The organism is Mesorhizobium sp. M0207 (assembly GCF_040321995.1).
Taxonomy (GTDB): domain Bacteria; phylum Pseudomonadota; class Alphaproteobacteria; order Rhizobiales; family Rhizobiaceae; genus Mesorhizobium.
This window is the reverse complement of record NZ_JAMYSQ010000017.1, coordinates 132,256-158,300: the sequence shown is the minus strand read 5'-3', so window position 1 is coordinate 158,300 and position 26,045 is coordinate 132,256. Positions and strand designations below refer to the sequence as shown.

General features: G+C 63.3%; 33 protein-coding genes. 21 read left to right on the top strand and 12 right to left on the bottom strand.

Going from position 1 to position 26,045, the window contains the following annotated elements; all coding sequences use genetic code 11:
• A partial coding sequence (locus NKJ15_RS22140; RefSeq protein WP_352817579.1) for a phosphotransferase occupies positions 1-437 on the top strand: 437 nt, incomplete at its 5' end.
• 37 nt (positions 438-474) lie between these two features.
• Here NKJ15_RS22140 and NKJ15_RS22135 read toward each other — a convergent pair.
• The gene (locus NKJ15_RS22135) at positions 475-942 is read right to left on the bottom strand and encodes a carboxymuconolactone decarboxylase family protein (RefSeq protein WP_352454415.1); all 468 of its coding nucleotides are present in this window, start codon (positions 940-942) and stop codon (positions 475-477) included.
• An 85-nt stretch (positions 943-1,027) separates the two neighbouring features.
• On the opposite strand from NKJ15_RS22135, the gene NKJ15_RS22130 reads away from it, so the two are divergent.
• The 4 genes from NKJ15_RS22130 to NKJ15_RS22115 all read left to right on the top strand — a co-directional run bounded on the left by NKJ15_RS22130 (position 1,028) and on the right by NKJ15_RS22115 (position 3,737).
• Positions 1,028-1,699 (top strand): TetR/AcrR family transcriptional regulator, encoded by a 672-nt coding sequence (locus NKJ15_RS22130; RefSeq protein ID WP_352501858.1) that lies wholly within the window; start codon positions 1,028-1,030, stop codon positions 1,697-1,699.
• Between the two features lie 4 nt (positions 1,700-1,703).
• Complete coding sequence (locus NKJ15_RS22125) at positions 1,704-2,315, top strand: hypothetical protein (RefSeq protein WP_352817577.1); 612 nt, start codon at positions 1,704-1,706, stop codon at positions 2,313-2,315.
• On the top strand, positions 2,312-3,160 hold the full coding sequence (locus NKJ15_RS22120) for a 23S rRNA (adenine(2030)-N(6))-methyltransferase RlmJ (RefSeq protein WP_352817574.1): 849 nt from the start codon (positions 2,312-2,314) through the stop codon (positions 3,158-3,160). The genes NKJ15_RS22125 and NKJ15_RS22120 overlap by 4 nt, the downstream gene beginning before the upstream one ends.
• 124 nt (positions 3,161-3,284) lie before the next feature.
• The gene (locus NKJ15_RS22115; protein ID WP_023677684.1) at positions 3,285-3,737 is read left to right on the top strand and encodes a hypothetical protein; all 453 of its coding nucleotides are present in this window, start codon (positions 3,285-3,287) and stop codon (positions 3,735-3,737) included.
• A gap of 36 nt (positions 3,738-3,773) precedes the next feature.
• Here NKJ15_RS22115 and NKJ15_RS22110 read toward each other — a convergent pair whose 3' ends face one another.
• Complete coding sequence (locus NKJ15_RS22110; protein ID WP_352501860.1) at positions 3,774-4,133, bottom strand: VOC family protein; 360 nt, start codon at positions 4,131-4,133, stop codon at positions 3,774-3,776.
• 117 nt (positions 4,134-4,250) lie between these two features.
• Between NKJ15_RS22110 and NKJ15_RS22105 the strand changes: the two genes are divergently transcribed.
• Entirely contained in the window at positions 4,251-5,003 is a 753-nt protein-coding gene (locus tag NKJ15_RS22105; RefSeq protein WP_352817571.1) for a sulfite exporter TauE/SafE family protein, read from the top strand.
• Positions 5,004-5,039: 36 nt separating this feature from the next.
• On the opposite strand, the gene NKJ15_RS22100 is transcribed toward NKJ15_RS22105, so the two are convergent.
• Entirely contained in the window at positions 5,040-5,675 is a 636-nt protein-coding gene (locus NKJ15_RS22100) for a TetR/AcrR family transcriptional regulator (RefSeq protein WP_352501863.1), read from the bottom strand.
• Positions 5,676-5,737: 62 nt separating this feature from the next.
• Here NKJ15_RS22100 and NKJ15_RS22095 point away from each other — a divergent pair, with 62 nt between their 5' ends.
• The 3 genes from NKJ15_RS22095 (at position 5,738) to NKJ15_RS22085 (ending at position 8,265) form a co-directional block, all read left to right on the top strand.
• Positions 5,738-6,268 carry a DinB family protein gene (locus NKJ15_RS22095; protein ID WP_352617672.1) on the top strand — a complete coding sequence of 177 codons (531 nt, stop codon included), beginning with the start codon at positions 5,738-5,740 and terminating at the stop codon, positions 6,266-6,268.
• A gap of 495 nt (positions 6,269-6,763) precedes the next feature.
• Positions 6,764-7,183 carry a hypothetical protein gene (locus NKJ15_RS22090; protein ID WP_352817569.1) on the top strand — a complete coding sequence of 140 codons (420 nt, stop codon included), beginning with the start codon at positions 6,764-6,766 and terminating at the stop codon, positions 7,181-7,183.
• Positions 7,184-7,668: 485 nt separating this feature from the next.
• On the top strand, positions 7,669-8,265 hold the full coding sequence (locus NKJ15_RS22085; RefSeq protein WP_352472598.1) for a glutathione S-transferase family protein: 597 nt from the start codon (positions 7,669-7,671) through the stop codon (positions 8,263-8,265).
• Between the two features lie 77 nt (positions 8,266-8,342).
• On the opposite strand, the gene NKJ15_RS22080 is transcribed toward NKJ15_RS22085, so the two are convergent.
• Complete coding sequence (locus NKJ15_RS22080; RefSeq protein ID WP_292662341.1) at positions 8,343-8,993, bottom strand: outer membrane protein; 651 nt, start codon at positions 8,991-8,993, stop codon at positions 8,343-8,345.
• 419 nt (positions 8,994-9,412) lie between these two features.
• Between NKJ15_RS22080 and NKJ15_RS22075 the strand changes: the two genes are divergently transcribed.
• The 7 genes from NKJ15_RS22075 to NKJ15_RS22045 all read left to right on the top strand — a co-directional run bounded on the left by NKJ15_RS22075 (position 9,413) and on the right by NKJ15_RS22045 (position 14,999).
• Positions 9,413-10,189 carry an SDR family oxidoreductase gene (locus NKJ15_RS22075; RefSeq protein ID WP_352472599.1) on the top strand — a complete coding sequence of 259 codons (777 nt, stop codon included), beginning with the start codon at positions 9,413-9,415 and terminating at the stop codon, positions 10,187-10,189.
• Entirely contained in the window at positions 10,186-12,264 is a 2,079-nt protein-coding gene (gene uvrC / locus NKJ15_RS22070) for an excinuclease ABC subunit UvrC (RefSeq protein WP_352817566.1), read from the top strand. The genes NKJ15_RS22075 and uvrC overlap by 4 nt, the downstream gene beginning before the upstream one ends.
• A 100-nt stretch (positions 12,265-12,364) precedes the next feature.
• The gene (gene pgsA, locus NKJ15_RS22065) at positions 12,365-12,961 is read left to right on the top strand and encodes a CDP-diacylglycerol--glycerol-3-phosphate 3-phosphatidyltransferase (RefSeq protein WP_023719790.1); all 597 of its coding nucleotides are present in this window, start codon (positions 12,365-12,367) and stop codon (positions 12,959-12,961) included.
• A 1-nt stretch (position 12,962) separates the two neighbouring features.
• A complete protein-coding gene (gene moaD / locus NKJ15_RS22060; RefSeq protein WP_023677674.1) occupies positions 12,963-13,220 on the top strand; it encodes a molybdopterin converting factor subunit 1 in 258 nt (85 codons plus the stop codon).
• A gap of 3 nt (positions 13,221-13,223) precedes the next feature.
• Complete coding sequence (locus tag NKJ15_RS22055; RefSeq protein ID WP_352817565.1) at positions 13,224-13,703, top strand: molybdenum cofactor biosynthesis protein MoaE; 480 nt, start codon at positions 13,224-13,226, stop codon at positions 13,701-13,703.
• Between the two features lie 65 nt (positions 13,704-13,768).
• On the top strand, positions 13,769-14,536 hold the full coding sequence (locus NKJ15_RS22050) for a YbaY family lipoprotein (protein ID WP_352817562.1): 768 nt from the start codon (positions 13,769-13,771) through the stop codon (positions 14,534-14,536).
• A gap of 193 nt (positions 14,537-14,729) precedes the next feature.
• Positions 14,730-14,999: a hypothetical protein gene (locus tag NKJ15_RS22045; protein WP_352667151.1), complete on the top strand. Its 270-nt coding sequence runs from the start codon at positions 14,730-14,732 to the stop codon at positions 14,997-14,999.
• Positions 15,000-15,073: 74 nt separating this feature from the next.
• Here NKJ15_RS22045 and NKJ15_RS22040 read toward each other — a convergent pair whose 3' ends face one another.
• The 5 genes from NKJ15_RS22040 to NKJ15_RS22020 form a co-directional block, all read right to left on the bottom strand.
• Positions 15,074-15,682 (bottom strand): class I SAM-dependent methyltransferase, encoded by a 609-nt coding sequence (locus tag NKJ15_RS22040; protein ID WP_352817561.1) that lies wholly within the window; start codon positions 15,680-15,682, stop codon positions 15,074-15,076.
• Positions 15,683-15,940: 258 nt separating this feature from the next.
• The gene (gene ndk, locus NKJ15_RS22035; RefSeq protein WP_023677669.1) at positions 15,941-16,363 is read right to left on the bottom strand and encodes a nucleoside-diphosphate kinase; all 423 of its coding nucleotides are present in this window, start codon (positions 16,361-16,363) and stop codon (positions 15,941-15,943) included.
• A gap of 243 nt (positions 16,364-16,606) precedes the next feature.
• The gene (locus NKJ15_RS22030; protein WP_352617688.1) at positions 16,607-16,903 is read right to left on the bottom strand and encodes a DUF1905 domain-containing protein; all 297 of its coding nucleotides are present in this window, start codon (positions 16,901-16,903) and stop codon (positions 16,607-16,609) included.
• A gap of 148 nt (positions 16,904-17,051) precedes the next feature.
• The gene (bluB, locus tag NKJ15_RS22025) at positions 17,052-17,687 is read right to left on the bottom strand and encodes a 5,6-dimethylbenzimidazole synthase (RefSeq protein ID WP_352617690.1); all 636 of its coding nucleotides are present in this window, start codon (positions 17,685-17,687) and stop codon (positions 17,052-17,054) included.
• A gap of 313 nt (positions 17,688-18,000) precedes the next feature.
• Positions 18,001-18,711 (bottom strand): glutathione S-transferase family protein, encoded by a 711-nt coding sequence (locus NKJ15_RS22020; RefSeq protein ID WP_352617693.1) that lies wholly within the window; start codon positions 18,709-18,711, stop codon positions 18,001-18,003.
• 73 nt (positions 18,712-18,784) lie between these two features.
• Between NKJ15_RS22020 and NKJ15_RS22015 the strand changes: the two genes are divergently transcribed.
• From NKJ15_RS22015 to NKJ15_RS22005, 3 genes are all read left to right on the top strand, one after another.
• The gene (locus tag NKJ15_RS22015) at positions 18,785-19,297 is read left to right on the top strand and encodes a DinB family protein (RefSeq protein ID WP_352472607.1); all 513 of its coding nucleotides are present in this window, start codon (positions 18,785-18,787) and stop codon (positions 19,295-19,297) included.
• A 14-nt stretch (positions 19,298-19,311) separates the two neighbouring features.
• Positions 19,312-19,611, top strand: coding sequence for a hypothetical protein (locus tag NKJ15_RS22010; protein ID WP_352617699.1), 300 nt, complete (start codon positions 19,312-19,314; stop codon positions 19,609-19,611).
• A gap of 130 nt (positions 19,612-19,741) precedes the next feature.
• A complete protein-coding gene (locus tag NKJ15_RS22005) occupies positions 19,742-20,530 on the top strand; it encodes a GGDEF domain-containing protein (RefSeq protein WP_352472609.1) in 789 nt (262 codons plus the stop codon).
• A 12-nt stretch (positions 20,531-20,542) separates the two neighbouring features.
• Here the strand turns inward: NKJ15_RS22005 and NKJ15_RS22000 are convergent, their stop codons facing one another.
• The 3 genes from NKJ15_RS22000 to NKJ15_RS21990 form a co-directional block, all read right to left on the bottom strand.
• Complete coding sequence (locus NKJ15_RS22000) at positions 20,543-20,845, bottom strand: DUF982 domain-containing protein (protein ID WP_352472610.1); 303 nt, start codon at positions 20,843-20,845, stop codon at positions 20,543-20,545.
• A gap of 164 nt (positions 20,846-21,009) precedes the next feature.
• Positions 21,010-23,091 carry an ATP-dependent helicase gene (locus NKJ15_RS21995; RefSeq protein WP_352817556.1) on the bottom strand — a complete coding sequence of 694 codons (2,082 nt, stop codon included), beginning with the start codon at positions 23,089-23,091 and terminating at the stop codon, positions 21,010-21,012.
• Positions 23,092-23,185: 94 nt separating this feature from the next.
• Positions 23,186-23,359: a hypothetical protein gene (locus NKJ15_RS21990; RefSeq protein ID WP_023677660.1), complete on the bottom strand. Its 174-nt coding sequence runs from the start codon at positions 23,357-23,359 to the stop codon at positions 23,186-23,188.
• Positions 23,360-23,491: 132 nt separating this feature from the next.
• Between NKJ15_RS21990 and NKJ15_RS21985 the strand changes: the two genes are divergently transcribed.
• Both NKJ15_RS21985 and NKJ15_RS21980 read left to right on the top strand, forming a co-directional pair.
• Positions 23,492-23,671 (top strand): hypothetical protein, encoded by a 180-nt coding sequence (locus NKJ15_RS21985; protein WP_023677659.1) that lies wholly within the window; start codon positions 23,492-23,494, stop codon positions 23,669-23,671.
• Between the two features lie 454 nt (positions 23,672-24,125).
• On the top strand, positions 24,126-26,003 hold the full coding sequence (locus NKJ15_RS21980) for an ABC-F family ATP-binding cassette domain-containing protein (RefSeq protein ID WP_352817553.1): 1,878 nt from the start codon (positions 24,126-24,128) through the stop codon (positions 26,001-26,003).
• Positions 26,004-26,045 lie beyond the last annotated feature (42 nt).

Sequence of the window (26,045 nt, the reverse complement as noted above, 5' to 3'; positions counted from 1 at the left end):
CGGCCCCCCCCGCCGCGCGGGGGGGGCGGGGGGGCCGCTGCGACACGGCGGCGGCGGCGGCGGGGGGGGCGCGGCCCGTGGCCGCGCTTTGCCACGGGCCGCCGGTCTGGGTCCATGGCGACGTCGCCTCGGGCAATCTGCTCGTCGAAGATGGCAAGCTCTACGCGGTCGTCGATTTCGGTAGTTCGGCTATCGGCGATCCTGCCTGTGATCTGGTGATCGCGTGGACGGAATTTTACGGCGAGAGCCGTCAGGCGTTCCGCGACGCCATTGCCCTTGACGAGCACAGCTGGGCGCGCGCACGGGGCTGGGCGTTGTGGAAGGCGCTGATCGTCGCTTCGGGACATGACGGCAACCAGCGCGAGGCGGAAAAATCGTGGCGGGTCATCGATGAGGTGCTGGCGGATCACACAAAACAGTCGAAGCGGGAAGGCTAATTCAGTCTGAACGCGTCCCGCTCGAATAACGAAAGCATTACTGCCCGCCCATCTCCTTCCTGAACGTATCGAAATCGACCTGCATGCCGTTGAAGATGGTGCTCCAATGGCGGGTCAGCGCTGAAACGGCGACCGCCTCCTGGATCTCCTCGTCGGTGGCGCCGGCGCGCTTGGCGTCCTGCGTGTCCGACCAGATACAGTAGTTGCACGGGATTTGCGCCGCCACCGCCAGCGAGATCAGCGACTTGACCTTCGGCGGCAGCGCCGTCTTGTCGCTGAGCTGGATGGCCTTGACCTCGGCCCATGCACCGGGCAGACCGGCTTTCGGGAACTGCTTTACGAAACCGGGCACCCCGCCCATGGTCGACTGGATGTCCTTGACGGTCGCGTCATACTCATCGGCATAAGAAGGAGCTGCAGCCAGGGTCAGCACACAGGTGGCGGCGAGCAGGCAGGCGCGGCGGATGGAAGAATGCGTTGATGAAAGAGTACGATAGGCAGACATGACATTCTCCTCTGGCGTTTGTTGGCCTTACGGTGTAAGGTAACGTCGAAAATGAACCTTACAGCGTAAGTTGTCAAGCGGCACCATGGACACATCGATCAAAAAAAAGCGACCGCGCGGCCGGCTGTCTCGCGAGATGATCGAGGATGCCGCTTTGAAGGTGATCGAGAGCGAGGGCCTCGCCGGGTTTTCGATGCGCAAGCTGGCGGCAGAACTCGGCTGCGAAGCCATGAGCATCTATCACCACTTTCCTTCGGTGGCGCATCTCTTCGAAGCCTTGGTGGATCGGCTGATCGGCTCCCTCGAAATGCCCGACGCGGACCTCCCTTGGCGACAAAGGTTACGCATTGCCGTGCAGGATTTCCGCCGCGTCGCGCGTGAGCACCCGGCCTTTGCCACGTTCCTTGTAACCTACCGGATGAATTCGCCGACCTGTCTCACTTGGCTGAACGGCATCCTTGGCCTGTTCGAGGCCGGCGGCTTCGGACCGCAACTGGGTGCGCGGCTGTTCCGCACCACCGGCTATTATCTGATGGGTGCCATCCTCGACGAGACTGCCGGCTATGCAAAGGGGCCTTCGGCCGTGACCATCGTCAGCGACGAGCAACTGGCGCAGGATTTTCCAAAAGTAGCTGCGGCCGGGCGTTATTTCGGCACCGCCGAATTCGACCGGACATTTGATCTCGGCCTTGACATGCTCCTGGACGAAATGGAGCGCGCCCGCGACGGCACCATCGCGCCGAATACCGGGACTTGACCTCATGCGCTCCCTGTTCGCCCTGATACTGCTCATCGGTACCGGCATCGGCGTCGTCTATCCCTGGGCGATGACCAATTTCTCCGGCCGTGAGATCGGCACCTGGCGGGTTTACGACCAGGGCCGGTTCAAGCCGGTGACCGTGCCCCTGAGCGCACGCGACGGGCCGCTACGCCTGCTGGTCGACCTTACGGCAAGAGCCGAGCGCATCGTCTCGCAGCAGCGCACTGTGTTGACCCTCACTGCCGCCACTGGCGGCAGGACGGTGCTCGCCTCGACGCTGCAGTTCAATCACTCCGACAATCCGCGCCAGGTCAGCCCGCAACTGCCGGACAGGATCTTTCGCGACGAGGCCGGCCTGATCCAGACCGTTACCCCTGGTTCCTACATCTTCACCGTCGGTCCGGGCGACGCCGAAGGCATTCCGATGCAGGCCGTCGATCTCGTCCTGCGCTCGGGGGCCGGCGAGGTCGACCGCCGGGCGCGCCCGGTTGGTTTTTCCCTGATGGCGGCGGGCCTGGTCGGGCTGGTGCTGGCATTCCGTTTCGGCGGCCGTCGGCCGGAAAATCCGAACTCGCAGCCGCCAGCGCCGCGCTGGGGCAGGGGCTCCAATTGAACTATCGCCATGCCTACCATGCCGGGAACTTCGCCGACGTCGTCAAGCATGTCGTGCTCAGCCGGCTGATTGAATATCTGAAACAGAAGGACAAGGCGTTTCGGGTCATCGACACCCATGCCGGGATCGGCCGTTACGATCTGTCCTCGACCGAAGCGCAAAAGACCGGCGAATGGCAAGGCGGCATCGGCCGGCTCGTCGATGCGGCCCTCGATGCGCCGGCGGCAGCACTGCTGGCGCCGTATCTTGAAGCCGTCCGCTCGCTCAATCCGGACGGCGGCGTGAAAAAATACCCGGGTTCGCCGCTGATCGCCCGGCACCTGATGCGCAAGCAGGACCGGCTGTCGGCGGTCGAGCTGCATCCTAAGGATGCCGCCAGGCTGAAGTCGCTGTTCGACGGTGACTTCCAGACCCGGGTGATCGAGCTCGACGGGTGGCTGGCGCTCGGCGCGCATCTGCCGCCAAAGGAAAAGCGCGGCCTCGTGCTCATCGATCCGCCTTTCGAGGAAGAGGGCGAATTCGGTCGCTTGGTCGACGGGCTGCAAAGAGCCCATCGGCGCTGGCCAGGAGGGATTTACGCGCTGTGGTATCCGCTCAAGGACCGCAGGGCGGTCGCCGCCTTCCGCAAGGCGCTGAAGCAGACAGGCATTCCCAGGCTGCTCGACATCGGTTTTGAGATCAGGCCGGACGCCGTCGAGCCGAGCCTCGACGGCTGCGGCATGGTGGTGGTCAATCCGCCCTTCACGCTGGAGGGTGAGTTACGGACGCTGCTGCCGGCGCTGCACCGGCTGCTTGCACTTGAGCAGCCGTCGCACTGGACGCTGGATTGGCTGGCGGGAGAGTAGTTTGAGGCGTGGCCCTGCCGTTCCGTCAGCGCAACCATCGTCACCACAACCACGGTCGCTACAACCGCTTGACCGCGCGTCAGCGAATCCGCACAGTGCGCGCAGTCGACCTTGAGAGGCTGCCATGACTCGCTTCGCCCAATCCGCCCTTGCCGCACTGCTCGCCTTTTGCACGCCGCTGGCCGCGCCTCTTGGCGTCACCCAGGCAGTCCAGGCGGCCGACCTTGCAATCTATACCGACGAGGATAGCGGCGTCTGCGGCGAGGCCTGGGTGCTGAACAAGATCACCGACCGCTTCTCCTATCAGGTGCATCACGTGCCGCATCTGCCGGATGTGCAGATCGTCGACTTCCAGCGCATCCACCAGCATCGCTATCTGCCGGCCGACGACACCTGGCCGATCGGCCGCCGTTATTGCGGCGCCACCGTCAGCCTCTCCGACGGCGGCGCTCGCACCATCTGGTACCTGATCGAAGAAGGCCAGGGCTTTGCCTCGATCGGCGACAATGTCGAATTCTGCGTCTCGGGCTTCGACCGCTGGATGGTCTACAACGGCCGCTGCCGCGTCCTGCGCTGACCAGCGCTTTCCGATCCCGACGGATTGTTGCGTCACTTAGGTGGTCGAGAAAAGGAACACCTGACGGCCATCAGGATCACGGACGATCACACGTCGGCCCATAGCCGTCGCCTTGACGTCCGCAATGATTCCAAAGCCGTTGGCCTTGGCGGCAGAAGCAGCTTCATCTGCGTTGGCGACTTCGAAGCCGATCATCGTTCCCGCTCCTTCCGGCGTCGTTGCTTCTGCCGGGTAGAGTTCGATCGCAAGCCCTTCACCTTGGAACGCGAAATGTATCGGACCGGAGCCATGCTGCTCTTGCCTGAAGGCAATTCCGAAATTCGCGTAGAAAGCCGCGGCTGATCTGGGATCAGCCGAAAACCATGTGACAAATGCCAAGCTCGGCAAGGAGGACATTCATACCTCTCTGGTGTTGAGGGTCCAAGGTCGGACGAGGTTGCGAAAATCGGAGACTTCCATGCATGTCAACGCCAACCGACCACATCGATCATTTTGCGGGGGAAACAGCACCACATGGATTCGCTTGTTTATACTGTTGCTCTCGGCGCGGTCGTTGCAGGCTTCGTCCAGGGGCTTTCCGGGTTCGCTTTCAGCCTGGTTGCCATGTCGATTTGGGTTTGGACCGTGGAGCCCCAGCTTGCTGCCGCCATGGCGGTCTTTGGGGCGCTCACCGGCCAGATCATCGCCGCCGTCACCGTCCGCCGGGGCTTCGACCTCAAGCTTCTGCTGCCATTCCTGATCGGGGGGATCATCGGGATTCCGGTCGGTGTCGCCATCCTGCCTTTGCTGGATGTGCAGTTGTTCAAGTTGGTCTTCGGAGCGCTGCTGGTCGTTTGGTGTCCCTTGATGCTCTTTGCGCCTCGCCTCCCTCCCATCACGGTCGGGGGTCCTGTTGCAGACGGTGCAATAGGTCTGGTCGGCGGCATCATGGGTGGACTTGGCGGCTTCACCGGCCCGGTTCCAACGCTGTGGTGCGTGCTGCGCCAATGGGAAAAGGACAGGCAGCGTATTGTCATCCAGAATTTCAACCTTGTGACCCTCTCCATGACGATGGCTGCCTATCTTGCGGCCGGAAAGATCAAGCTCGAAATGCTGCCGATGTTTGCCCTCGTCGCACCGGCGATGTTGATACCGACACTCCTTGGCGCGAGACTCTACATCGGCGTTAGCGAGGCGACTTTTCGAACGATCGTCCTCACACTCTTGGCCGCATCAGGTGGGGCATTGTTGGTATCGTCCTTGCCGCGCCTCATAAGCCGGGTTTGAACGACACAGAAATCGCGACTTCCGCCGTGCCATGCGCTATCGACCGATGCGGCCTGCTCCCGATAGGTAGGCGCAGATCAGTTCGACGAGTTGCTTTTGCAGCTCCGGCGCGGCGAGCATGTTCCGGCGTGCCGCGTTATGGATCACACCTTCGATCGCTGACGACAGCACGCGCGCAACTGCCTCCGTGTCGGCGCCTTTCCTTGGTTTGCGATAAGTGGCGACAGCAGTCGCATAGTGATTGAGGTATTGTGCCTGGAACGAAGCATGGGCGGCCCTGGAGCCGCGATCGCCCGGCGCCTCGTCGAGCAGCACCTGATGTAGTGTCGGGTGAATGCTGTGCGCGGCGATCATGCCGCGCACCAGCTCCTGCGCGAATTTCCTGAGCGGCTTTTGGTCTTCCGCCGAATCGCGAATGACCGACAGCACATGATCGAAGTGACGGCGCCGGACGGCAGCGAGCAGGGAAAGCTTGTCGGGAAAATACTGGTAGAGCGTGCCGATGCTTACACCTGCTGTCTCGGCAACCTTGTTGGTGGTGAAGCCGGCCCACCCCAGCCCGCTCAGAACATGAGCCGCCGCCTCGATGATCGCCTCGACGGTTGCCCTGGAACGCGCCTGGCGCGGCTGTTTGCGCATGCGCGGATGCGGTTTTGCAATGCGAGTAGACACGTTCGCCCATTCTCCTGAAAATATAAACAACATACTCGCATTTCCGGAAAAGGACACCGACTATGAATGCGCTCGCTCTGCTTCGCAGCCTGTTTGCCTATCAGGCCTGGGCCAATGACGAACTGCTGGAAAAGCTCGCGAGTCTCGACCCGCATGTTCACGGCAAGGAACGGCAGGCCGTGATAGGGCTCATCGATCACAGCCATGTGGTGTCGCGGATATTCTCGGCGCACCTGGTTGACGCAAGCCATGGCTACTCCGCCGACACCACCGAGGACACGCCGGCGTTCGACGAACTTCGCGCCGCGGTCGCAGCGACCGATCGCTGGTATCTCGATTATCTCGAAACCGTTTCGTCGCGGCAGCTGTCCGAGTCCGTCGCATTCGTGTTCACCGACGGGGATAAGGCATTGATGTCGCGACAGGAAATGCTGACCCACGTCGTACTGCACGGCGGTTATCATCGCGGTGAAGCGGGGCGCATCCTGGCGCAGATTTCGGTCATGCCGCCATGGGATACCTTCGCCGTCCATCTCCACAGGGCCGAGCCTTCGCGCCGGCTGCAGATGAGCCGTGAGCCGCTCGGCGCCTGAACGGCCGAGCGCATTCGATCACGAGGTCGGCTCGACCGGATCTATCGAGCGATATCCTGTCCTTCAGAAATGCGAGCTATCTGCTTACTTTCATCGCGTCGTGCAAGATAGTGCAGCGGCGTGCTCGTCGCGTTGCTTCCTACTTACCTGTAGTTTATCTTTTCGAACAAGACGAGGCGGGCGACCGCCTTCGTTCTTGACAATGTTCGCGCTGAGCGTCGGACGTTGAAGCGCAAAAGCTGGTCGAAAAGGTCCTGAGCTTGACGAGAAGACCGGTCGAGATAGAGCGACCAGAATTTCTGTCGCAGAACTTCGCTGCGGGACACAAAGATTCGCAGCCGGTTTTTGCGCGGGTAAAATGGTCGCGCGCTCGCCGTAACCGAAACTTAAGCTGCAAAAATCATTCTAATGCTTCGCTGGCTAGCAAGCCGCGAGTCAGATATGCAATGCGCGCCGGGTCAATAACGGCCGTCGGCACAACGGAAGGGGCATGATATGGCTAAGCAGTCATCCAAAGCGCCGGCATCCAAGGGACCGGCAAAGTCACCGGCAAAGAAAGCACCGGCAAAAGCAGCCGCGGCAAAGGCCGCAACTGCTGTGAAGAAAGCAGCACCCGCGGCCAAAGCGAAGGCCGCTGCGCCTAAGGCAAAAGCAGCGCCGGCCAAAAAGCCGGCCGCCAAGGCCGCGGCAAAACCGGCCGTGAAGAAAGCAGCACCTGCCAAGGCAAAAGCAGCACCGGCCAAGGCCAAGGCTGCACCGGCCAAGAAGCCGGCTGCAAAGGCCGTGGCGAAGCCCGCTGCGAAGAAGGCAGCACCGGCAAAGGCCGCCGCTGCGAAATCTTCCGCAGCAGTGAAGAAAGCAGCGCCCGCGGCCAAGCCGAAGGCAGCGCCCGCAAAGGCGAAGGCCAAGAAGTAGTCGCCGTTCTCCGATCGCCGGGGACAGTACTCAAGACAGCCATGGCGGGATGCCTAATAGGCGCCTCGCTTGCTGGCTGACGGTCGGGCAGGACGAGAAAGAGGCGGGAGGAAGACATCTTTTCGCAGCTCCCAGGACTTCGCCGTGCGGCGAAGTCCGGTGGGATTTTCGTGGCTGCCAAAACCAACCTTCGGTGCAAGGCCTAGTTGGTAGTTGCTCGGATCTGGATTGTCCGACGCGCTCGCGTCTGCCGACGCACCTCCGATTCATCGCATCCGAACGCGAGACAATGGTTGTACGCTGGCGGCGCGGTTTTCCGCCTCTGGCCGTTGATGAACCCTGCATGATCGGTCAACGGTGCCCATGCACGAGCCCCTGTCGGAATCGATTTTCGGTGAGGGTCATGCACGAAGTCACAATGCTACCGCATCCTTTGCGCGTCCAATGGGGCATATGGAGCTGTAGCCGGCAAACAGGGATCGACAATGCCCAGACTGCTCTACGCGTCTACTTCTCCCTACAGTTCCAAGGTGCGCATGGCAGCACTTCATGCCGGCATCGCCGTCGATCTCGTGCCGATAAAGACCGAGGAAAGACCGGCCGCGCTGATCGGCGCCAATCCGCTCGGCAAGATCCCGGTGCTGGTGCTCGACGACGGCCGCTCGGTCCATGACAGCCGCGCCATCACCCAGCATCTCAACCGGATGTCGAAGAACGCATTGTTTCCGCGCAATCCCGACAAGCGCCTCGAGGCGGAGGTGCTGGAGGCATTGGCCGACGGCATCTGCGACTGCGCGCTGTCGATGGTCTACGAGCGGCGCACACGGCCGGAAGAGATGGTCTACCAGCCTTGGCTCGAGCGCCAGTGGACGAAGATTTCGGACGCGCTCGATCTGCTCAACGCAAACCCGCCGAAGCTGCCGAAGAAAATCACCCTCGGCCAGATCGCATTGCGCGCCTGCCTCGGCTATCTCTCGCTGCGCTTCGCTGGAAAATGGGAAAAGGGCCGCGGCCGGCTGACGCGCTGGGCGGCACGCTTCGACGAGAAATTCCCGGAGCTGAAGCCCGCCATCCCGGCTTGAGGGCGGGCGGCCCCAACCGGTGCCACAAAAAAAGCCGGGCGCGAGGCCCGGCTTTTTCGTGTCGTGGCTTGGACGACTTAGAACTTCATACCGACGCCGAAAGTGACGCGATTGTCGGTCGACTTGACCTTGCCGATACCGTCGAAGTCCTTCCTGCCGAAGTCCGTGTAACGATACTCAACACGGCCGAACACATTGTCGGTGATCTTGATGTCGGTACCGACGCCGGCTGTCCAGCCAAACTGCGTGTTGGTGTCGCTTACGCCGGCAGCTTCAATCTTCTGGTTCTTCAGCGCGCCACCGGCGGTGCCGTAGAGCAGGATGTCCGGGGTGACAGCGTAGCCGAGGCGGGCACGCAGCGAGCCCTCGAAGCCACCCTTGGCCTCGATGCCGGCATCGTCGCCCTTGACGCCGTTGTAGCCGATATCGGCTTCGGCACCGTAGACGAAGTTCTCCTGCTGCCAGTTATAGCCGCCGAAGACGCCGCCGACAAAACCCTTGGTGTCGACGTCGACGCCAATGTCTTTGGCTTTGGCGTGGCCAGCGAAGCCGTAGCCGACGCTCACACCGGCATAGGGACCGGCCCAGGATGCGACCGGAAGTTCTGCGATCGGGGCAGGTGCCGGCGGCTCTTCCTGAACCACGTCCGCGGCATAGGCGGTTCCGCCGAGGGCGAACAGCCCAAACGCCACCGCGAGCGGTCGCGCAAATTTAAGATTGGCTTGCATTGTTCTTTACTCCTTAAGCCACAGGACACAGGCTTGTTGTTTATGAGCGCCCTCAACCCGTCCGGGGGATGAAACGGATCCGGCGTTCAACGGTTCCAAATGTCGTGTCGAAATGCGGCTGAAGCGAACCTGAACTTGGGTCATTCCCTGGCACGAATGAGGCAGAACCTTGACGTTGCATCTTCGCAACAGCGAATGTCAGCAGGTTCGCCGTGCTGCACTGCACACGGCTTGGTGTAAGGGCTCCAGAGCCCTATATTGCGGGCGGGCTGGCCCGAATTCCGGTCGAGCCAAAACGCCCACCGGGCACTTTGCCACAATCCTGCCCCAGGTGGAAATGGGATTTAACGCTTGGCGGGCCATAATTTGCCGGCGCGATCCCGGCAGGCCGGAATCGGCATTGGATTAAGGATTGACAGATGAGCAAGGTCGCCGCGACGGCACTGGTGACGGGCGGTGCGAAACGGATCGGCAGGGCGATCGTCGAAGATCTTGCCGCGCATGGTTTTGCCGTCGCCATTCACTGCAATCGCTCGCTGGCCGAGGCGGAGGCACTGGCGGCCGAGATCAACAGTGGTCATTTTGGTCGACATGGCCGGGCCGCAGTGATTGCTGCCGACCTGACCGAGATGGACGCCGTCAGCAACCTGGTCGGTCGCGCGGCGGCGGCGCTCGGGCCGGTGTCGCTGCTGGTCAACAACGCCTCGCTGTTCGAGCACGACAGCGTTGAGGATTTCGACTGGCCGGCCTGGGATCGCCATTTCGCCATGCACGTCAAGGCGCCGGCGCTGTTGGCACAGACTTTCGCCCGGGCCTTGCCGCAGAACAGTGAGGGGCTGATCGTCAACATGATCGATCAGCGCGTCTGGCGGCCGACGCCGCGTTATTTCTCCTATGCGCTGTCGAAGTCGACCTTGTGGGCGGCGACCGAGATGATGGCGCAGGCGCTGGGTCCCCGCATCCGTGTCAACGCCATTGGTCCTGGCCCGACCTTGAAGAACACGCGCCAGCACGACAGCGATTTCGATGCCCAGATTGCCGGGCTGATCCTGAAACGCGGCCCGGAATTGCCGGAATTCGGTGCCACTATCCGTTATCTCTGGGCGGCACGCTCGGTCACCGGCCAGATGATCGCGCTTGACGGCGGCCAGCATCTTGCATGGCAGACGCCCGATGTGACAGGCATGACGGAATGAGCCCCATGGACCAGAAACAAAAAACGCGCGGTGGCGCCGACGACCTGCCGCCCGAAATCGACCTCGAGGACGAGGCGGCCGAGGAGGTCGTCGAGCCTGCAGCCAGCGGTCCGGACGTTACCTTCACCGCCATCGACTGGACCCCGCATGCCGGCGACGCCGACGGCATGGTCGGCGCCGAGGTGATCCAGACGCTGGTAAAGCGGCTGCCCAATGCGCCCGGCGTCTACCGCATGATGAATGCCGCCGGCGACGTGCTCTATGTCGGCAAGGCACGCAGCCTGAAGAAGCGGGTCACCAGCTACGCGCAAGGCCGGTTCCACACCAGCCGTATCGGCCGCATGGTGCGCGAGACATCGACGATGGAGTTCGTCGTCACCCGCACCGAGATCGAAGCGCTGCTGCTTGAAGCCAACCTCATCAAGCGCTTGCGGCCACGCTTCAACGTGCTGATGCGCGACGACAAGTCGTTCCCCTATATCCTGTTGACCGGCGACCATGTCTCGCCCGGTATTTACAAGCACCGCGGCGCGCGCTCGCGCAAGGGCGACTATTTCGGCCCCTTCGCCTCGGCCGGCGCAGTTGGCCGTACCATCAACTCGCTGCAGCGCGCCTTCCTGCTCAGGAGCTGCACCGACTCCTTCTACGAGAACCGCACCCGGCCTTGCCTTTTGTTCCAGATCAAGCGCTGCGCCGGCCCGTGCACCGGCGAAATCTCGCACGGCGACTATGCAAGGCTTGTCGCCGAGGCGAAGGATTTTCTCTCCGGCCGCAGCCAGAAGGTGAAGACGGAGATCTCCGCCGCCATGCAGCAGGCTTCGGAGAACCTCGATTTCGAACGCGCCGCCATCTATCGCGATCGGCTGGCGGCGCTGTCGCATGTGCAGAGCCATCAAGGCATCAATCCGCAGACCGTCGACGAGGCCGATGTCTTCGCCATCCATCAGGAGGGCGGCCAGGTCTGCATCCAGGTGTTCTTCTTCCGCACCGGCCAGAACTGGGGCAACCGCGCCTATTTTCCCAAGGCCGATCCGGCGCTCGAAGCCGGCGAGGTGCTGGGATCGTTCCTGGCGCAGTTCTACGACGACAAGCCGACGCCACGCACCATCCTGTTGTCGCATGGCGTCGAGGACCAGGAATTGCTGGCGGAGGCCCTCTCCACCCGCGCCGGCCGCAAGGTGTCGATCTCCGTGCCGCAGCGCGGCGAGAAGAAGGACCTGACCGACAACGCGCTGCAGAACGCGCGCGAAGCGCTCGGCCGGCGGCTCGCCGAAACCTCGACCCAGGCGCGGCTGCTCACTGGCTTTGCCGAGACCTTCGGCCTGGAAAAACCGCCGGTGCGCATCGAGGTCTATGACAACTCGCACATCATGGGCACCAACGCCGTCGGCGCCATGGTCGTCGCCGGGCCGGAAGGTTTTGTGAAGAACCAGTATCGAAAGTTCAACATCCGCTCGACCGAGATCACGCCGGGCGACGATTTCGGCATGATGCGCGAGGTGATGCAGCGGCGCTTCTCGCGGCTGTTGAAGGAACATGGCGATGCCCCGCAAACCAAGGGCGCGGACGAGGCGAGCCCTACCGCACCGGGCGACGATATCGAGGACGCGGGCGGCTTCCCGGCCTGGCCCGACGTCATCCTCATCGACGGCGGCCAGGGCCAGATGACGGCGGTGCGCAAGATTCTCGCCGATCTCGGCATCGAGGACCGCGTCGTGGCCATCGGCATCGCCAAGGGTCAGGACCGCGATGCCGGCCGCGAACGCTTCTTCGTCAAGGGCAAGGCCCCATTCTCGCTGCCCGTTCGCGATCCGGTGCTCTATTTCGTCCAGCGGCTGCGCGACGAAGTCCATCGCTTCGCCATCGGTTCGCACCGCGCCCGCCGCAAGAAGGAGATGGTCAAGAGCCCGCTCGACGAGATCAGCGGCATCGGCCCCGGCCGCAAGCGCGCGCTGCTGATGCATTTCGGCACGGCCAAGGCGGTCAGCCGTGCCGCCGTCGAGGACCTGGTCAAGGTCGACGGCATTTCGGAGCAGGTGGCGAAATTGGTCTACAATCATTTTCACGAGAGCTAAGACCTATTGCCGATATTTCGGCTGGCTAATCGATTCTGGCCTGTTGACCCCCCACATTCGCTTCTGATTTGACTAAGCAGGCAGAAAGAGTTCCCAAAACATGTCCCAGCGCGCATTCAACCTGCCCAACATGCTCACTTACGCCCGCATCCTGGCGGTGCCGCTGGTGGTGCTGTGCTTCTTCCTGGAAGGGCATCTGAAATCGAGCGACTTCGCCCGCTGGTCGGCGCTCATCATTTTCCTGCTCGCCTCGATCACCGATTACTTCGACGGCTATCTGGCGCGCGCCTGGCAGCAGACCTCCAACATCGGCAAGATGCTCGACCCGATCGCCGACAAGCTGCTGGTCGCCACTTGCCTGCTGCTGCTTGCCGCCGACACCGACCGCCATGCCGGCATCGCCGGCTGGTCGCTATGGGCGGCGATCATCATCCTGTGCCGCGAGATCCTGGTCTCGGGCCTGCGCGAATATCTGGCGGCCTTGAAGGTCTCGGTGCCGGTGACGCAGCTCGCCAAATGGAAGACCACCATCCAGATGATCGCCATCGCCTTCCTGCTTGCAGGTCCCGCCGGCGACAAGATCTTCCCGCTGACCACCCAGACCGGGCTGGTGCTGCTGTGGATCGCAGCCCTGGTGACGCTCTACACCGGCTACGACTATTTCCGCGCCGGCCTCAAGCACATCATGGATGAATAAAATGTCGACGAAGCTCATCTATTTCGCCTGGGTGCGCGAGCGGATCGGCAGACCGGAGGAAGAGGTCGAACTGCCGGCCGGCATCGAAACGGTCGCCGACCTGTTGCGCTGGCTGAAATCGCGCGGCGAGGAGTACGAGAACGCGCTGCAATATCCTGACGTGATCCGCGTCGCCATCAACCAGGAACACGTCGAGCACCGCGAGAAGATCGCCGGCGCGCGCGAGATCGCGCTGTTCCCGCCGATGACCGGTGGCTGAACCATGTCCGCGGTGGTGCCGGTCGTGCGCATCCAGGCGGAGGATTTCGACGTCGCCGCCGAGATCGCCAGGCTGACCAGGGGTCGCAACGATATCGGCGCTGTGGTGACCTTCTCCGGCCTTTGCCGCGACGAGCAAGGCAGGCTCTCGGCGCTCGAGCTCGAACATTATCCCGGCATGGCGGAAGCCGAGATATCCCGCATCGCCGGCGAGGCAATCGAGCGCTGGCCGCTGCAGGGGCTCACCGTCATCCATCGCCACGGCAAGATCGCGCCGGGCGAAAACATCGTGCTGGTAGTGGCGGCTTCCGCCCACCGGCAGGCGGCGTTCGAGGCCGCGAATTTCCTGATGGACTATTTGAAATCACGGGCGCCGTTCTGGAAAAAGGAACACCATAGCGACGGTTCCGAGGGCGGCTGGGTCGACGCCAAGGATGCCGACGACAAGGCGGCGAGCCGCTGGAAGCAGCCGCCGTCCGAATAAATCCCGCGACAGCCATTCATTGACCGTAATCCTGCGAAACCCTTTGCCGGAAGGGGAGCAGGATCATGCTGGACAGGATCGCCGAGTTCTTCATCTTCGGACTGGTGCCGCTGGCCGTCGGCATCCTGGCCGTCCCGGATCGTTCTGCGGCTGCCGAAAAGACCCTCAAGGGCGAGGTGATGTATCGCGAGCGCATCGCGCTGCCGCCCAATGCCGTGCTTTCCGTGCAGCTTGCCGACGTGTCGCTGGCCGACGCGCCGGCCGCAATCATCGGCGAGCGCAAGGTGGTGCCGGCCGGCCAGGTGCCGATCAAGTTCGAGATCAGCTTCGACCCGCGGGTGATCCGGCCTGATATGACCTACGCGCTGCAGGCGCGCATCACTGTCGATGACCGGCTGCTATTCGTCACCGATACGCGCCTCCAGGTCGACCCGCTCAGCGACGCGCCACAGACCATCATGCTGAAAATGGCGGCGCCGGGCGACGAGCCGGCGGCAGCCTCCGTGTTCGGCCAAAGTTGGCTGGTCGAATATATCGACGGCATCGGCGTGATTGCCGAGCCACGGGCGACATTCCGCATCAGCGAAGCCGGCAAGGCCGGCGGCAGCGGCCCTTGCAACGTCTATTTCGCCACCGCCAGGATAAACGGCTCGACGATCGCTGTCAGCGACATCGGCTCGACCTTCAAGGCCTGCGCGCCTCAGGTCATGGCCGAGGAAAAGGCGCTGTTCGAGGCGCTGGCCAAAGCAGCATCCTACCACGTCGACGCCGGCAAGCTTGTCATCGCCGACAGAGACGGCCGCGACATCCTGCGCTTCAACGCCGCGAGCTAGCGCTTAGTCCGCGCCGATTGGCCCGCGCGGCAGCCGCATGCCGATCACGTTGTGTTTCAGCGGGAATAGGCCGGGCAGGGGGCGCGTTAGTTCTTCATGAATGGCGGGTAAGGCAAAAGGGACGTTTGTCCCTTCGTTGAAGCCGCCAGAATGGCTGCGGCTCGTTCTGGCCTTAACTCAAAGGAGTCCAGACATGAAAACGCACACGCTTATCCTTGCCGCCACCGGTGCATCGCTCCTTGCCTTTACCGGCCTTGCCAAGGCGGACGACCATCTCGTCAATGCTCTTGACCACGGTCTCAAAGCGGACAGCCAACCGTTCCAGACCAACAAGGCCGGCCATAGTGGCGATCTCGCACCGGGGCAGGGCAGCCCGTTTTCAGGTGAAGAGACCAAGACCCCGTCTACCGACACGCCAGCGGCGAATGAACATGCGAACGTGAAGGAACGCCAGGCGAAATAGACCGGCAGAACCCGCCGCTAGGGGGCGGCGGGCGACATGGATCGGGCGACGATGCCGCATCTCATGCGATATTCTCAATTCGTCGCGAGTTTGAATACCGCGCCATAGTGATAGGGCGGCACATCAACTAGCTCGGCGAGCTTGAACCCGCTCGCTTCCACCGACGCGGTGGTCTGTTCGGGTGACAGCCTCAGCTCGGTCTTTGGCCCGCGCGGCTCGCCCAGGACCGTGGTTTGCTCGCGCGGATACTGGTGCCAGTTGACGATGGCAAAACGACCCGCAGGGCCAAGCGTCGCGCGCACGGCGCGGGCAAGCCGCGGCCGATCCGGAACGCCGTGGAAAGCGTTGGCGATAAAGACGAAGTCGACGGTTTGAGGCACCAGCCCGGCAAGGTCATAGGCGTCGCCCGCCAAAAACTCGCAATTGCCCGCGCCTCCTTCGGCCAGCCGCAGCCTGGCAACTTCGAGCAGATCGGCATCAATGTCGATAGCGATCACATGACGGGCGACCCTGGCGATTGGCAGCGTGAACCAGCCGTCGCCGCAGCAGAGATCGACCACGTCCGTGCCGGGCTTCATGCCGACCGCCGCCAGGACACTGGCAGGCTCGGGCCACAGCGCTTCCCACCAGCCGCCGGTTGGCATTTCGGTGCCTTGGAAGAAACCGGGAATGGTGCTGGTCATGGCCTGGTCGGCTCCATTGTCGGGACCGCGTTTGATCCGCCCCTCCGAGCTTAACGCGCCCGTGACCCGTCGAGGAGCCTGAAGCTGAAAATGTCGGCTACTGCATGTCGCGCAAAAGTGTGCAGCGGTTTTGCGATAACGACATGCATCAAGACAAGAAACCTAAAGCGCGTCGCAGGAGGCCGGTCGAACGCGACGCGCTTTAGCAAAAAAGGCCGGCGTTGCGCCGGCCTCTTTGATGGGGTTCGGGATGCCGGCTCAGCCGACGATCTCGGTGTCCGAGAACCAGTATTTGATCTCCTGGGCGGCGGTTTCGGGCGCATCGGAACCATGCACGGAATTCTCGCCGATCGACAGCGCGTGCAGCTTGCGGATGGTGCCTTCGGCGGCGCTTGCCGGATTGGTGGCGCCCATCACTTCGCGGTTCTTGGCAATGGCGTTCTCGCCTTCCAGTACTTGCACGACTGTCGGGCCCGACGACATGGATTCGACCAGCTCGCCGAAGAACGGACGCTCCTTGTGGACGGCATAGAAACCTTCCGCCTCGCGGCGGCTCATCCACACCCGGCGCGAAGCGACGACGCGCAGGCCGGCATCTTCCAGTATCTTGGTGATAGCGCCGGTGAGGTTGCGACGGGTCGCGTCCGGCTTGATCATGGAAAAAGTGCGTTCGAGCGCCATGGGATCGTCCTTGTGATGGAGAGTGGAATTGAGGGTGGCGGGCTCTATACAAGCCGCCCGCCGCCTTGCCAAGGGGAGGCCGGCGCAGCGCGCATTTCTGCGCTGGGGCGGCGGACTTTCAAGTCGAACCATGCCGCCGCTCCATCTTTTTGCTGAGCATCGGATTTTCCAGAAACCGTACCCACTTGGGTCCGATCGACTGGCCGCCCTATAGCGCGTCGTCGTCAGCCTGAGACTACGTCGTCATAACTGCATCTCGATCGTCAGGTTGGCCGTGTCGCCAGCCCCGAGGCCTTCGCGGACCCGCACCGCGGTCTTGATCGGCAAGAGCAGGCTGCCGGATTTCTGGTCGGGAAACAGCGATGTCCGCCATCTGGTCTGGCCGATGACGGCTTCCACGCCAAGCGAGCCCCAGGGCCTTGCCATCCCCACCATCGCCGTCTTGATCCGGGCTCCAAGCTCCGGCGGCAGCGTCACGAAATGCCAGCCGCCCTTGCCCGGATAGACCCAGATCTCGGCCTGCATGTCGTAGCGAAACATTCTATGCCCTTCCCTCAGGTCAAGCCCGTCACGACTGGCTTTGCCATGGTGTGTCTTGCTGGCAATGCTGACGATCGGCGAAACCATCCATGACATCCACAGCCCTGCAGGGAGGAGTCATTCTTCCCCGCGCAGCGCCGCCATTCCACTACCGCCTTGTCACGATAGACGGCCGCCGGGTTTCCCAGCCTTCCCGTTCCAGTTCCGGCACGCTGTGTTCCTCCGAGGGATAGCCGATGCAGAAGTAACCGATCAGCGTCCACTCCGGCGGCACATCCAGGATCGTCGCCATCTCCGCCGGATCGAGGATCGAGACCCAGCCCATGCCTATTCCTTCGGCCCGCGCCGCCAGCCACATCGTGTGGACCGCCATGACAGCCGAATAGTCTATGGTGGCCGGCATGGTCTGGCGGCCGAGCCCATGTCCTTGCTCGGTTGCGCGGTCGGCGAAAACCGCAAGCTGGCAGGGCGCCTCATTCAGGCCGGCAAGCTTCAGGCGCGAATACAGGGCGGCGCGTTCACCGCAAAAGGTTTGGAGTGCCTCCGCGTTGCAGCGCTCGAAGCAGGCCCTGACGGCGGCGCGGCATGCTTCGCTCTCGGCGACGACGAAGCGCCAGGGCTGGCTCAGCCCGACGGACGGCGCGGCGCTGGCAAGCTCGAGCAGCCGCTCCAGCGCTCCATCGGGGAGCGGCGTCGGCTTGAACCGCCTGACGTCGCGCCGCCACAGGAAAAGGTTGGCGAGCGCAGCGCGAAAATCGGCCGGGAACTCTGGGTTTGCCGTCATGGCGCGCTGCCTTTGTTGTGATTGCCCGGTTCGCCGGATGTTCGTCTTGTTTGCTTCGATCCAGGCACTGATGAGGCGCTTCGAGCGACACTTCGTCTACCCGCATTGTCGCATTTCGCCGGCTGGCAACTTGCAGCTAAGGCCGGACGACATCCCTGCCGGCAACGCCGTTGGACCTCGATCGGCAAAACAAAACCCGCCTCGGCAGGCCGGGCGGGCGTCGGTGCGAATCATCACCATATCGAGATTAGTAGCATAGCTGCCGGCACAAAGCAAGAACAAAATGTGGCGCCTCCGATAAAAACTGCCGATTTCAACTCTCGAGCGGGGCGATCGCTGCCGCCGCGACGTTGCGGCCGAGGCCGCCATGCAGATCGAGGCATCGTTCGAACCATTGCGCCACGACGTCGCTGTCGTCGAGCAGCCGGTAGGGCGTGGCGATGCGCGCCCATTGCAGCGCGCCGAAAACGATGTAGTCGGCAAATAGCGGCGACCGGCCGCCGATGAAGGGCTGATAGCCAAGCATCGAGCGCAGCGGCTCCAGCGAGGCGCGGAAGCCGGCGAGCCCGGCGTCGCGGGTGGCGTAAACCGCCTCCAGGGGCTTGCCGAAGCGCTGCTCGCGGTTCTGCCGGAAATAGGCGGCGTTCGCCTCGTCCTGCATAGCGTGCAGGTCCAGTATCGCAGCGGTGGTGACGTAGGGATGGATGGTCAGCTGCGACCAGCGTTCGATGAAGCGCGCCGTCGCCTTGCCGCCGTCGCCGGAAAACAACGTCGGCCGCTCGGGATAGGTCTCCTCGAGATAGAGCGCGATGGCGAAGGAATCGGCGACCACCGTCTCGCCGTCGCGGATCACCGGAACGAGCTTCGAGACGCCGCCTTCCACCTTCGGCACTTCGACGAAACGGGTCGGCACGCTGGTGATGTCGAGCCCTTTGTGGGCCAGCGCCATCGCCGCCTTCCAGCAATGTGGGCTGAATGGGCGGGCGGCATCGCGTCCGACAAGGTCATAGAGCAGAATGGTCATTGGCGGCAGCGTCCTTGCAGTCTAACTATGCCCGAAACGGACCCGCGCAGGGGGTCTCGCAGGTCGGGAGAAAATGAAACAGCATTTCAGGATGTTTGCGGCCTACAATCAATGGGCCAACGGCCGCATCTACGATGCCGCCGCCGATCTCGACGAGGAAGAGTTCGACCGCAATGTCGGCGTCTTCTTCGGTTCGATGATGGGAACGCTCAACCACCTCCTGGCAGCCGACCGTATCTGGATGAAACGCTTCACCGGCGAGGGCGACGCGCCGGCAAGGCTCGACACGGTCCTGCACCGCGCCTTGCCAGGCTTGCGGCTGGCGCGCGAGGCCGAGGACAAACGGATCATCGACTGGGTCGACGGCCTGAGCGACAAGGCGCTGTCGGGCCGCTTCTCCTACATGACCGTCTCGGATATGCGCACCGTCTCTCAGCGGCTGGCGCCGGCGCTCGACCACTTCTTCAACCACCAGACCCACCACCGCGGCCAGGCGCATGCGATCCTGACCATTCTGGGCAAGCCAAGCCTCGGACTGGACCTGACGATGTTCCAGCGCAGCGAGGAGGGCAGGGCTTTCGCCTGAATCTGGGGCGGCTGGTGACGCGGACGGTGGATAGAGGACAATCTGCCGAGATTGCAAAACGCGCCGAAACATTTTATGGAGCGGACGGTCGTGAGGGCGGCCGCTTCAGCAGCATTCAGCAGCAACAGCGAGAATTGGCACGCATGCCCAATGAACCCTTGCGCCTCGTGGCGTTCTTCGCCGTGGTCCTGGCGCTTCTCAACTCCGGTTATTATTTCCACCAGGGCGACATTGTCGCGACCATCTATTTCATGATCGGCGCCATTCTTGTGACCGCGGTCACCCGGATGAGCATCAGACGGCAGCTGATTTAGGACCGATCTCCTTATCTGGCCGCCATCTCGACGGCTGGTTTCGCTTCGACTGCGATCGAATTGAAGCAAAGTCTTAGGACTTCGTTTGCGCTGTTGCTTCAAGGTAGCCGGCTGAAGCAGGAGCAAAAGCATGCAGATCGATTTGTCCCCGACGAGCTGGGGCAGGGTCGTGGCGGTTACCGTCGCGGGCACGGCAGTCTGCATTGCAGCCGCATTCCTCGTCGATTCCTTCAATTTCCCGTATTTGTCGCCGGAAGCGCTGTGGCGGGCGCAGCTCACAGACCTGCTGCTGCCGCTTGTCCTGGCCAGCTCGTTCTTCTTCTTCCTCATGTGGAAAATGCGCCAGCTGGCGATCGCGCAGAAGGTACTGGCCGTCGTCGCGGCGACCGACAGCCTGACGGCGGTATTCAACCGGGGTGCATTTTCCATGCTCGTCGAGGCCTATCTCGAACAGGCCCGCAGCCATTCCGTCGTAAATGCCGGAGCCTTGCTGATCGTCGATGCCGACCATTTCAAATCCGTCAACGACCGCCTCGGCCACGACTGCGGAGACCAGGCGCTCAAGCTGATCGCCAGGACAATCCAGGGCCAGCTGCGCGGCGCCGACATCGTCGGCCGGATCGGCGGCGAGGAATTTGCGGTTTTCCTTCCCGGCGCAGATCCTTCGCAGTCCTGGCTGGTGGCGGAGACAATTCGCCGGCGCGTCCGTGAGGCGGAGTTCTCGCCTGGCGGCCGGCCCTGTCCTCTCTCGGTCAGCATCGGCGGCGTCGCCTTCAGCGGGCCGACCACCTACGCCGAGATGTTCGTGGTGGCGGACAAGCACCTTTACAAGGCCAAATCGAACGGCCGCGATCAGGTCAGTTTCGAAACCGCGGCAGCGGGCGACCCGCCGGGCGGCGGCCCGATGACGGTCCATTGATGGTCGTTTCTGTCAGGCGGCGTAGCCGCCGAGGCCCCGGGCGACCGGCTTGACCGAGACCGCCGGCTGGGCGGCCGGCCAGAGGATGCCTGCCGTTACGGCAAAGGTGATCAGGGCGTCGCGTGCCGCTTCGGGCGAGATATCGCCGGCACGTGCCGCCTCGCAGGCCTTCACCGCGGCGCCATAGCTCAGCCGGCGGCGCGAAGGCGGGAACTCGGTCAGGAATTCGTGCATCTCGGAGAACGAAGCGATCGTACGCTTGTAGCCGGCGCCAACGGTTAGGGCGACCGGGGTGGAAAACGTCCTGTCGTGCATTCTGGCCTCTCGAATGGGCGGAGGTCACGGCGGACGCCGTTCTCCGGTCTGGGGGTCGGGCAGAAACGCGGATCACGGCGCGAGGTTCCATGTTGCCGGGATTGTTTTTTCGCCGGCTCCGGGAGCGGTCGCCGGGCGAGCAGCGCCGACGTCGAGGCGGGTGCCTATTTCCACATGCCGCGCATGCGGGCGCCGAGGTCGACACGTACCTGCGGCTGGCGGCGCGGATCGTCTCTGGCCTGGACGCTGGCCCATGCCACCTGCTCGAAGGCGCCGAGGATCGAGCGCGGGATGAAGCGCGTGCGCGAGGCATAGACATGGCGGTCGCCGCGCGCCGCCTGGCCATGGACGAAAAAGCGATGCGGCATGACCAGGTGCAGGGTGTCCTTGGCCCGCGTCATCGCCACGTAGAGCAGCCGCCGCTCCTCGTCGACATCCTCCTTGCTGCCGACGCCGAGATCGATCGGGATGCAGCCGTCGACGGTGTTGAGCACGAAGACGTTCTTCCACTCCTGGCCCTTGGCCGAATGGATCGTCGACAGGATCAGATAATCCTCGTCGCGGTGTGGCGGGCCGGCCTCGTCGCTGGTCGCGTCCGGCGGATCGAGTGTCAGCTCGGTAAGGAAGCGCTCGCGCGACGCATAGCCGGAAGCGATCTGCTCGAGCTGCAGGAGATCGGCCCGGCGCGTCGTTGCATCCTCGTGGATGCGTTCCAGATGCGGCTCGTACCAGAGCCTGACCTGTTCGATGTCGGCCGGCCATTTTTGCGCGCCGGCGCGCAGGCCGCTATAGAGCGCGACAAAGCCCGGCCAGTCGTCGGCGGCACGCTGCGGCGGCCGATAGCGGGCAAGCCCCATCGTCTCGTCAAGCGAATTTGCCATGGTCTCGACGATCGCATTGGCGGCCGAAGGGCCGATGCCCGGCAGAAGTTGCAGCACGCGAAAGCCGGCGACGCGGTCGCGCGGGTTTTCGGCAAAGCGCAGCACGGCCAGCATATCCTTGACGTGGGCGGCATCGAGAAATTTCAGCCCGCCGAACTTGACGAAGGGGATGTTGCGGCGCGTCAGCTCGATCTCCAGCGGGCCGCTATGGTGCGAGGCGCGAAACAGCACCGCCTGTGCTTTGAGAACAGTGCCGGCCTCGCGTTCGGTGAGTATCGCCTGGCAGACATAGCTCGCCTGCTCGGTCTCGTCGCGCACGCTGACCAGCTTCGGCTTTTCCGCAGATTTGCGCTCGGTCCAGAGATTTTTGGTGAAACGTTCCGACGCTTCGCCGATTACCGCATTGGCGGCCGCCAGGATGGTCTCGGTCGAGCGGTAATTGCGCTCCAGCATGACGACTTCCGCCGGCTGCGCGAACTGCTTGGGAAAATCCAGGATATTGCGCACTTCCGCGGCGCGGAACGAATAGATCGACTGCGCGTCGTCGCCGACCACCGTCAGCCCAGATCCGTCGGGCTTGAGCGCCGTCAGGATCGATGCCTGCAGCCGGTTGGTGTCCTGGTATTCATCGACCAGCACATGGTCGAAACGCGCACCCAGATGCGCGGCGATTTCCGGCTCGCCGGCCATCTGCGCCCAGTAGAGCAGCAGGTCGTCGTAATCGAGCACATTCTGCGCCTGCTTGGCCTCGACATATCGTGCGAATAATTGCTTCAGCTGTTCGGCCCAGCCGGCGCACCACGGGAACACCGAACCCAGCACCTCGCCGAGCGGCGCCTGTGCGTTGACGGCGCGCGAATAGATCGCAAGGCAGGTGCCCTTGGTCGGAAAGCGGGCTTCGGTCTTCGAAAACCCAAGCTCGTGGCGGGCGAGGTTCATCAGGTCGGCGGAATCCTCGCGATCGTGGATGGTGAAGGCCGGATCGAGACCGATCTCCAGCGCATAATCGCGCAGCAGCCTGGCGCCGATGCCGTGGAACGTGCCGGCCCAGCTCAGCGCATCGGTAATCACCGAGGCATCGCGCCCCAGCACCTCGCCGGCGATGCGCTCGACCCGCTTGGCCATTTCCGCTGCGGCACGGCGCGAAAATGTCATCAAAAGGATGCGGCGCGGGTCGGCACCCCTGACGATCAGATGCGCGACCCGGTGCGCCAGCGTGTTGGTTTTGCCGGAGCCGGCGCCGGCAATCACCAGCAACGGCCCGGCGATCTTGCCGTCGCCATGTTCGACGGCAAGCCGCTGCTCGGCGTTGAGCTTCGCCAGATAGGCCGGCTGGAAGGACGAATCACGGGCGGCGAGGTTCATCGCCCATCAAGCATCGTTTCTGCTTTGTTCGCAACGGTTTGCGGAGCCGGAATAGGGCTCGTGAACGAAGAAGCCTTGCGGGCAGGCCTGTCGACTAACGCTCGGGCTCGACGCCCATCCTTGCCGATTGCCGCCGCAGCGCCTCGCGATCGTCCTGTGGCGGCGGCAGCAGCAGCGGATCGAAATCGTCGGGCACCTCGTCGATCACTTTCTTGGCGACGCGATAGGCGACATAGACGATTGCCCCGGCGATGAGCAGACGGATCATGCCATCCTCCATTGATTGTGCAGCAACCGGAGACACGGCATTTTGTTCCCGGGCTCCTCGGCCAATGCGAGAACGACGCCGGCCGCGCAACCAAATCGCCGACGCCTCGTTGTCGGGCGAGAGGAGACTGCGATGAAAAAGCGCTCAATCCTGCTGCTTATGGCAGCTCTGACCGTTGCGGGTTGCGACAACAATATCCAGCCGACCAAGGCCCCTGGCGACACGGTCGATCAGAACCCGCAGGTCGACAAGAATCCGGTGCCGAAGTCGACGACCGGCGGCGATCAGCCCGGCACGCCGCCGAAACAATGACCGCCTCAAATGGCGTCGGCGTCGGTCAAGGAAGGTGGCCGGCGCCGCTTGGGAGGAAGCTGATGGCGCCGGCCAGGCGGAGATCAGGCCCGCCGCACATCCAAGGATAGCCGAGTCTTTCCGCAGCGTCATGGTCGATAGCGTACAGACGGCACGCCCCTGTGGACAAACCTGCCGGCCACAGCAGCGTTTGTTCATCACATAGTTCGTTCTTCCCATGGAACAAACCAGGCTGCTGCGTGTTTGGATGTCGATCGGACGCTCCCAAGGCCGCCGTTCACGAAAGAGCCCGCTCTCCTTGTCCCCCCTCAGGATAGCGGGTTCTTTTTGCGTTTTGCGGGAAGTCGCGGCGCGCGGGGTCGACATCACCAGCTTTGTCGGTTTTCGCGGCTTACGCGGCGAACCGGGGCTCAAGCCCTTGCGAAGCATGGTTGTCCCGTGCAAAAGCCCGGCCATGCTGATCATCAACGACCTTTCGCTCCGCATGGCCGGACGCCTGCTTCTCGACCATGCCTCGCTGACCTTGCCGGCCGGCAGCAAGGCCGGCCTTGTCGGCCGCAACGGCACCGGCAAGACGACCCTGTTCAAGGCGATCACCGGCGACCTCGCCTCCGAGACCGGCTCGATCAGCCTGCCCAAGAATACGCGCATCGGCCAGGTCGCGCAGGAAGCGCCGGGCACCGAGGAGCCGCTGATCGAGATCGTGCTCAAGGCCGACCTCGAACGGAGTGCGCTGCTCGAAGAGGAAAAGACGGCGGCCGACCCGCACCGCATCGCCGACATCCACATGCGGCTGGCCGATATCGATGCGCACTCGGCCGAGTCACGCGCGGCCACCATTCTCGCCGGCCTCGGCTTCGACGATGCCGCGCAGCGGCGCCCGGCCTCGTCCTTCTCCGGTGGCTGGCGCATGCGCGTCGCGCTGGCCGCCGTGTTGTTTGCCGAGCCCGATCTGCTGCTGCTCGACGAGCCGACCAATTATCTCGACCTCGAAGGCACGCTGTGGCTGGAAAACTACGTGTCGAAATATCCGCATACCGTGCTGCTGATTTCGCACGATCGCGACCTGCTCAACCGCGCCGTTAATTCGATCGTTCATCTCGACCAGAAGAAGCTGACCTTCTGGCGCGGCGGCTACGACCAGTTCGAGCGCCAATACACCGAGCAGCGCGAATTGCAGGAGAAGGGCCGCGTCAAGCAGGAAGCCGCGCGAAAGCACATGGAATCCTTTGTCGAGCGCTTCCGCGCCAAGGCATCGAAGGCGAGGCAGGCGCAGTCGCGCATCAAGGCGCTGGAGAAGATGAAGCCGATCGCCGCGATCGTGAACGACACGGTGCGGCCGTTCTCCTTTCCGGAGCCGGTGAAGACGGTGGCCTCGCCGATCATTGCGCTGAACAACGTCAATGTCGGCTACGTCGAGGGTGCGCCGATCCTGAAGAAGATGACGCTGCGCATCGATGCCGACGACCGCATCGCGCTGCTCGGCGCCAACGGCAACGGCAAGTCGACCTTCGCCAAGCTTTTGGCCGGCCGGCTGAAGCCGGAGACCGGCTCCATGACTGTGGCGCCCGGGCTGAAGGTGGCAATCTTCGCCCAGCACCAGCTCGACGACCTCAGGCCCGATGAAAACGCCTATGAACACGTCCGCCGGCTGATGCCGGACGCGCCGGAATCCAAGGTGCGCGGCCGCGTCGCCCAGTTCGGCCTGACCACCGAAAAGATGAATACCGCGGCCAAGGATCTGTCCGGCGGCGAGAAGGCGCGGCTCCTGATGGGCCTGTCGGCCTTCGAGGGGCCGAACCTTTTCATCCTCGACGAGCCGACCAACCATCTTGATATCGACAGCCGTGAATCGCTGATCCATGCGCTGAACGATTTTCCCGGCGCGGTCATCCTGATCTCGCACGACCGCCATCTGCTCGAAGCGACCGCCGATCGGCTTTGGCTGGTCAAGGACGGCGCGGTTAATCCGTATGACGGCGATCTCGAGGATTACAAGACACTGGTCACCGGCGTCTCCGGCGACCGCCGCGGCAAGCGCGAGGCGGACAAAGCGTCGAAGGCCGACCGCCGCCGCGATGCGGCCGCGCGCCGCGCCGCCTTCGAGCCGCTGGCCAAGGAAATCCGCGCCACCGAAGCGCTGATGGACCGCCTCCGCAAGCGCATCGACCTGATCGAGGACGAACTCGCCAACCCGGCCGTCTACGAAAAGGACCCGTCGACCGCGACAAGGCTGGCCAAGGAGCGCTCACAACTTGCGCAACAGCTGGTCGGCCATGAGGAAAAATGGCTGTCGATGTCGGCGGAGTACGAGGAAGGCACGGCGGAGTAGGAAGAGCGCAATCTCCCCCCTCGCGGGAGATACCCGAAATGC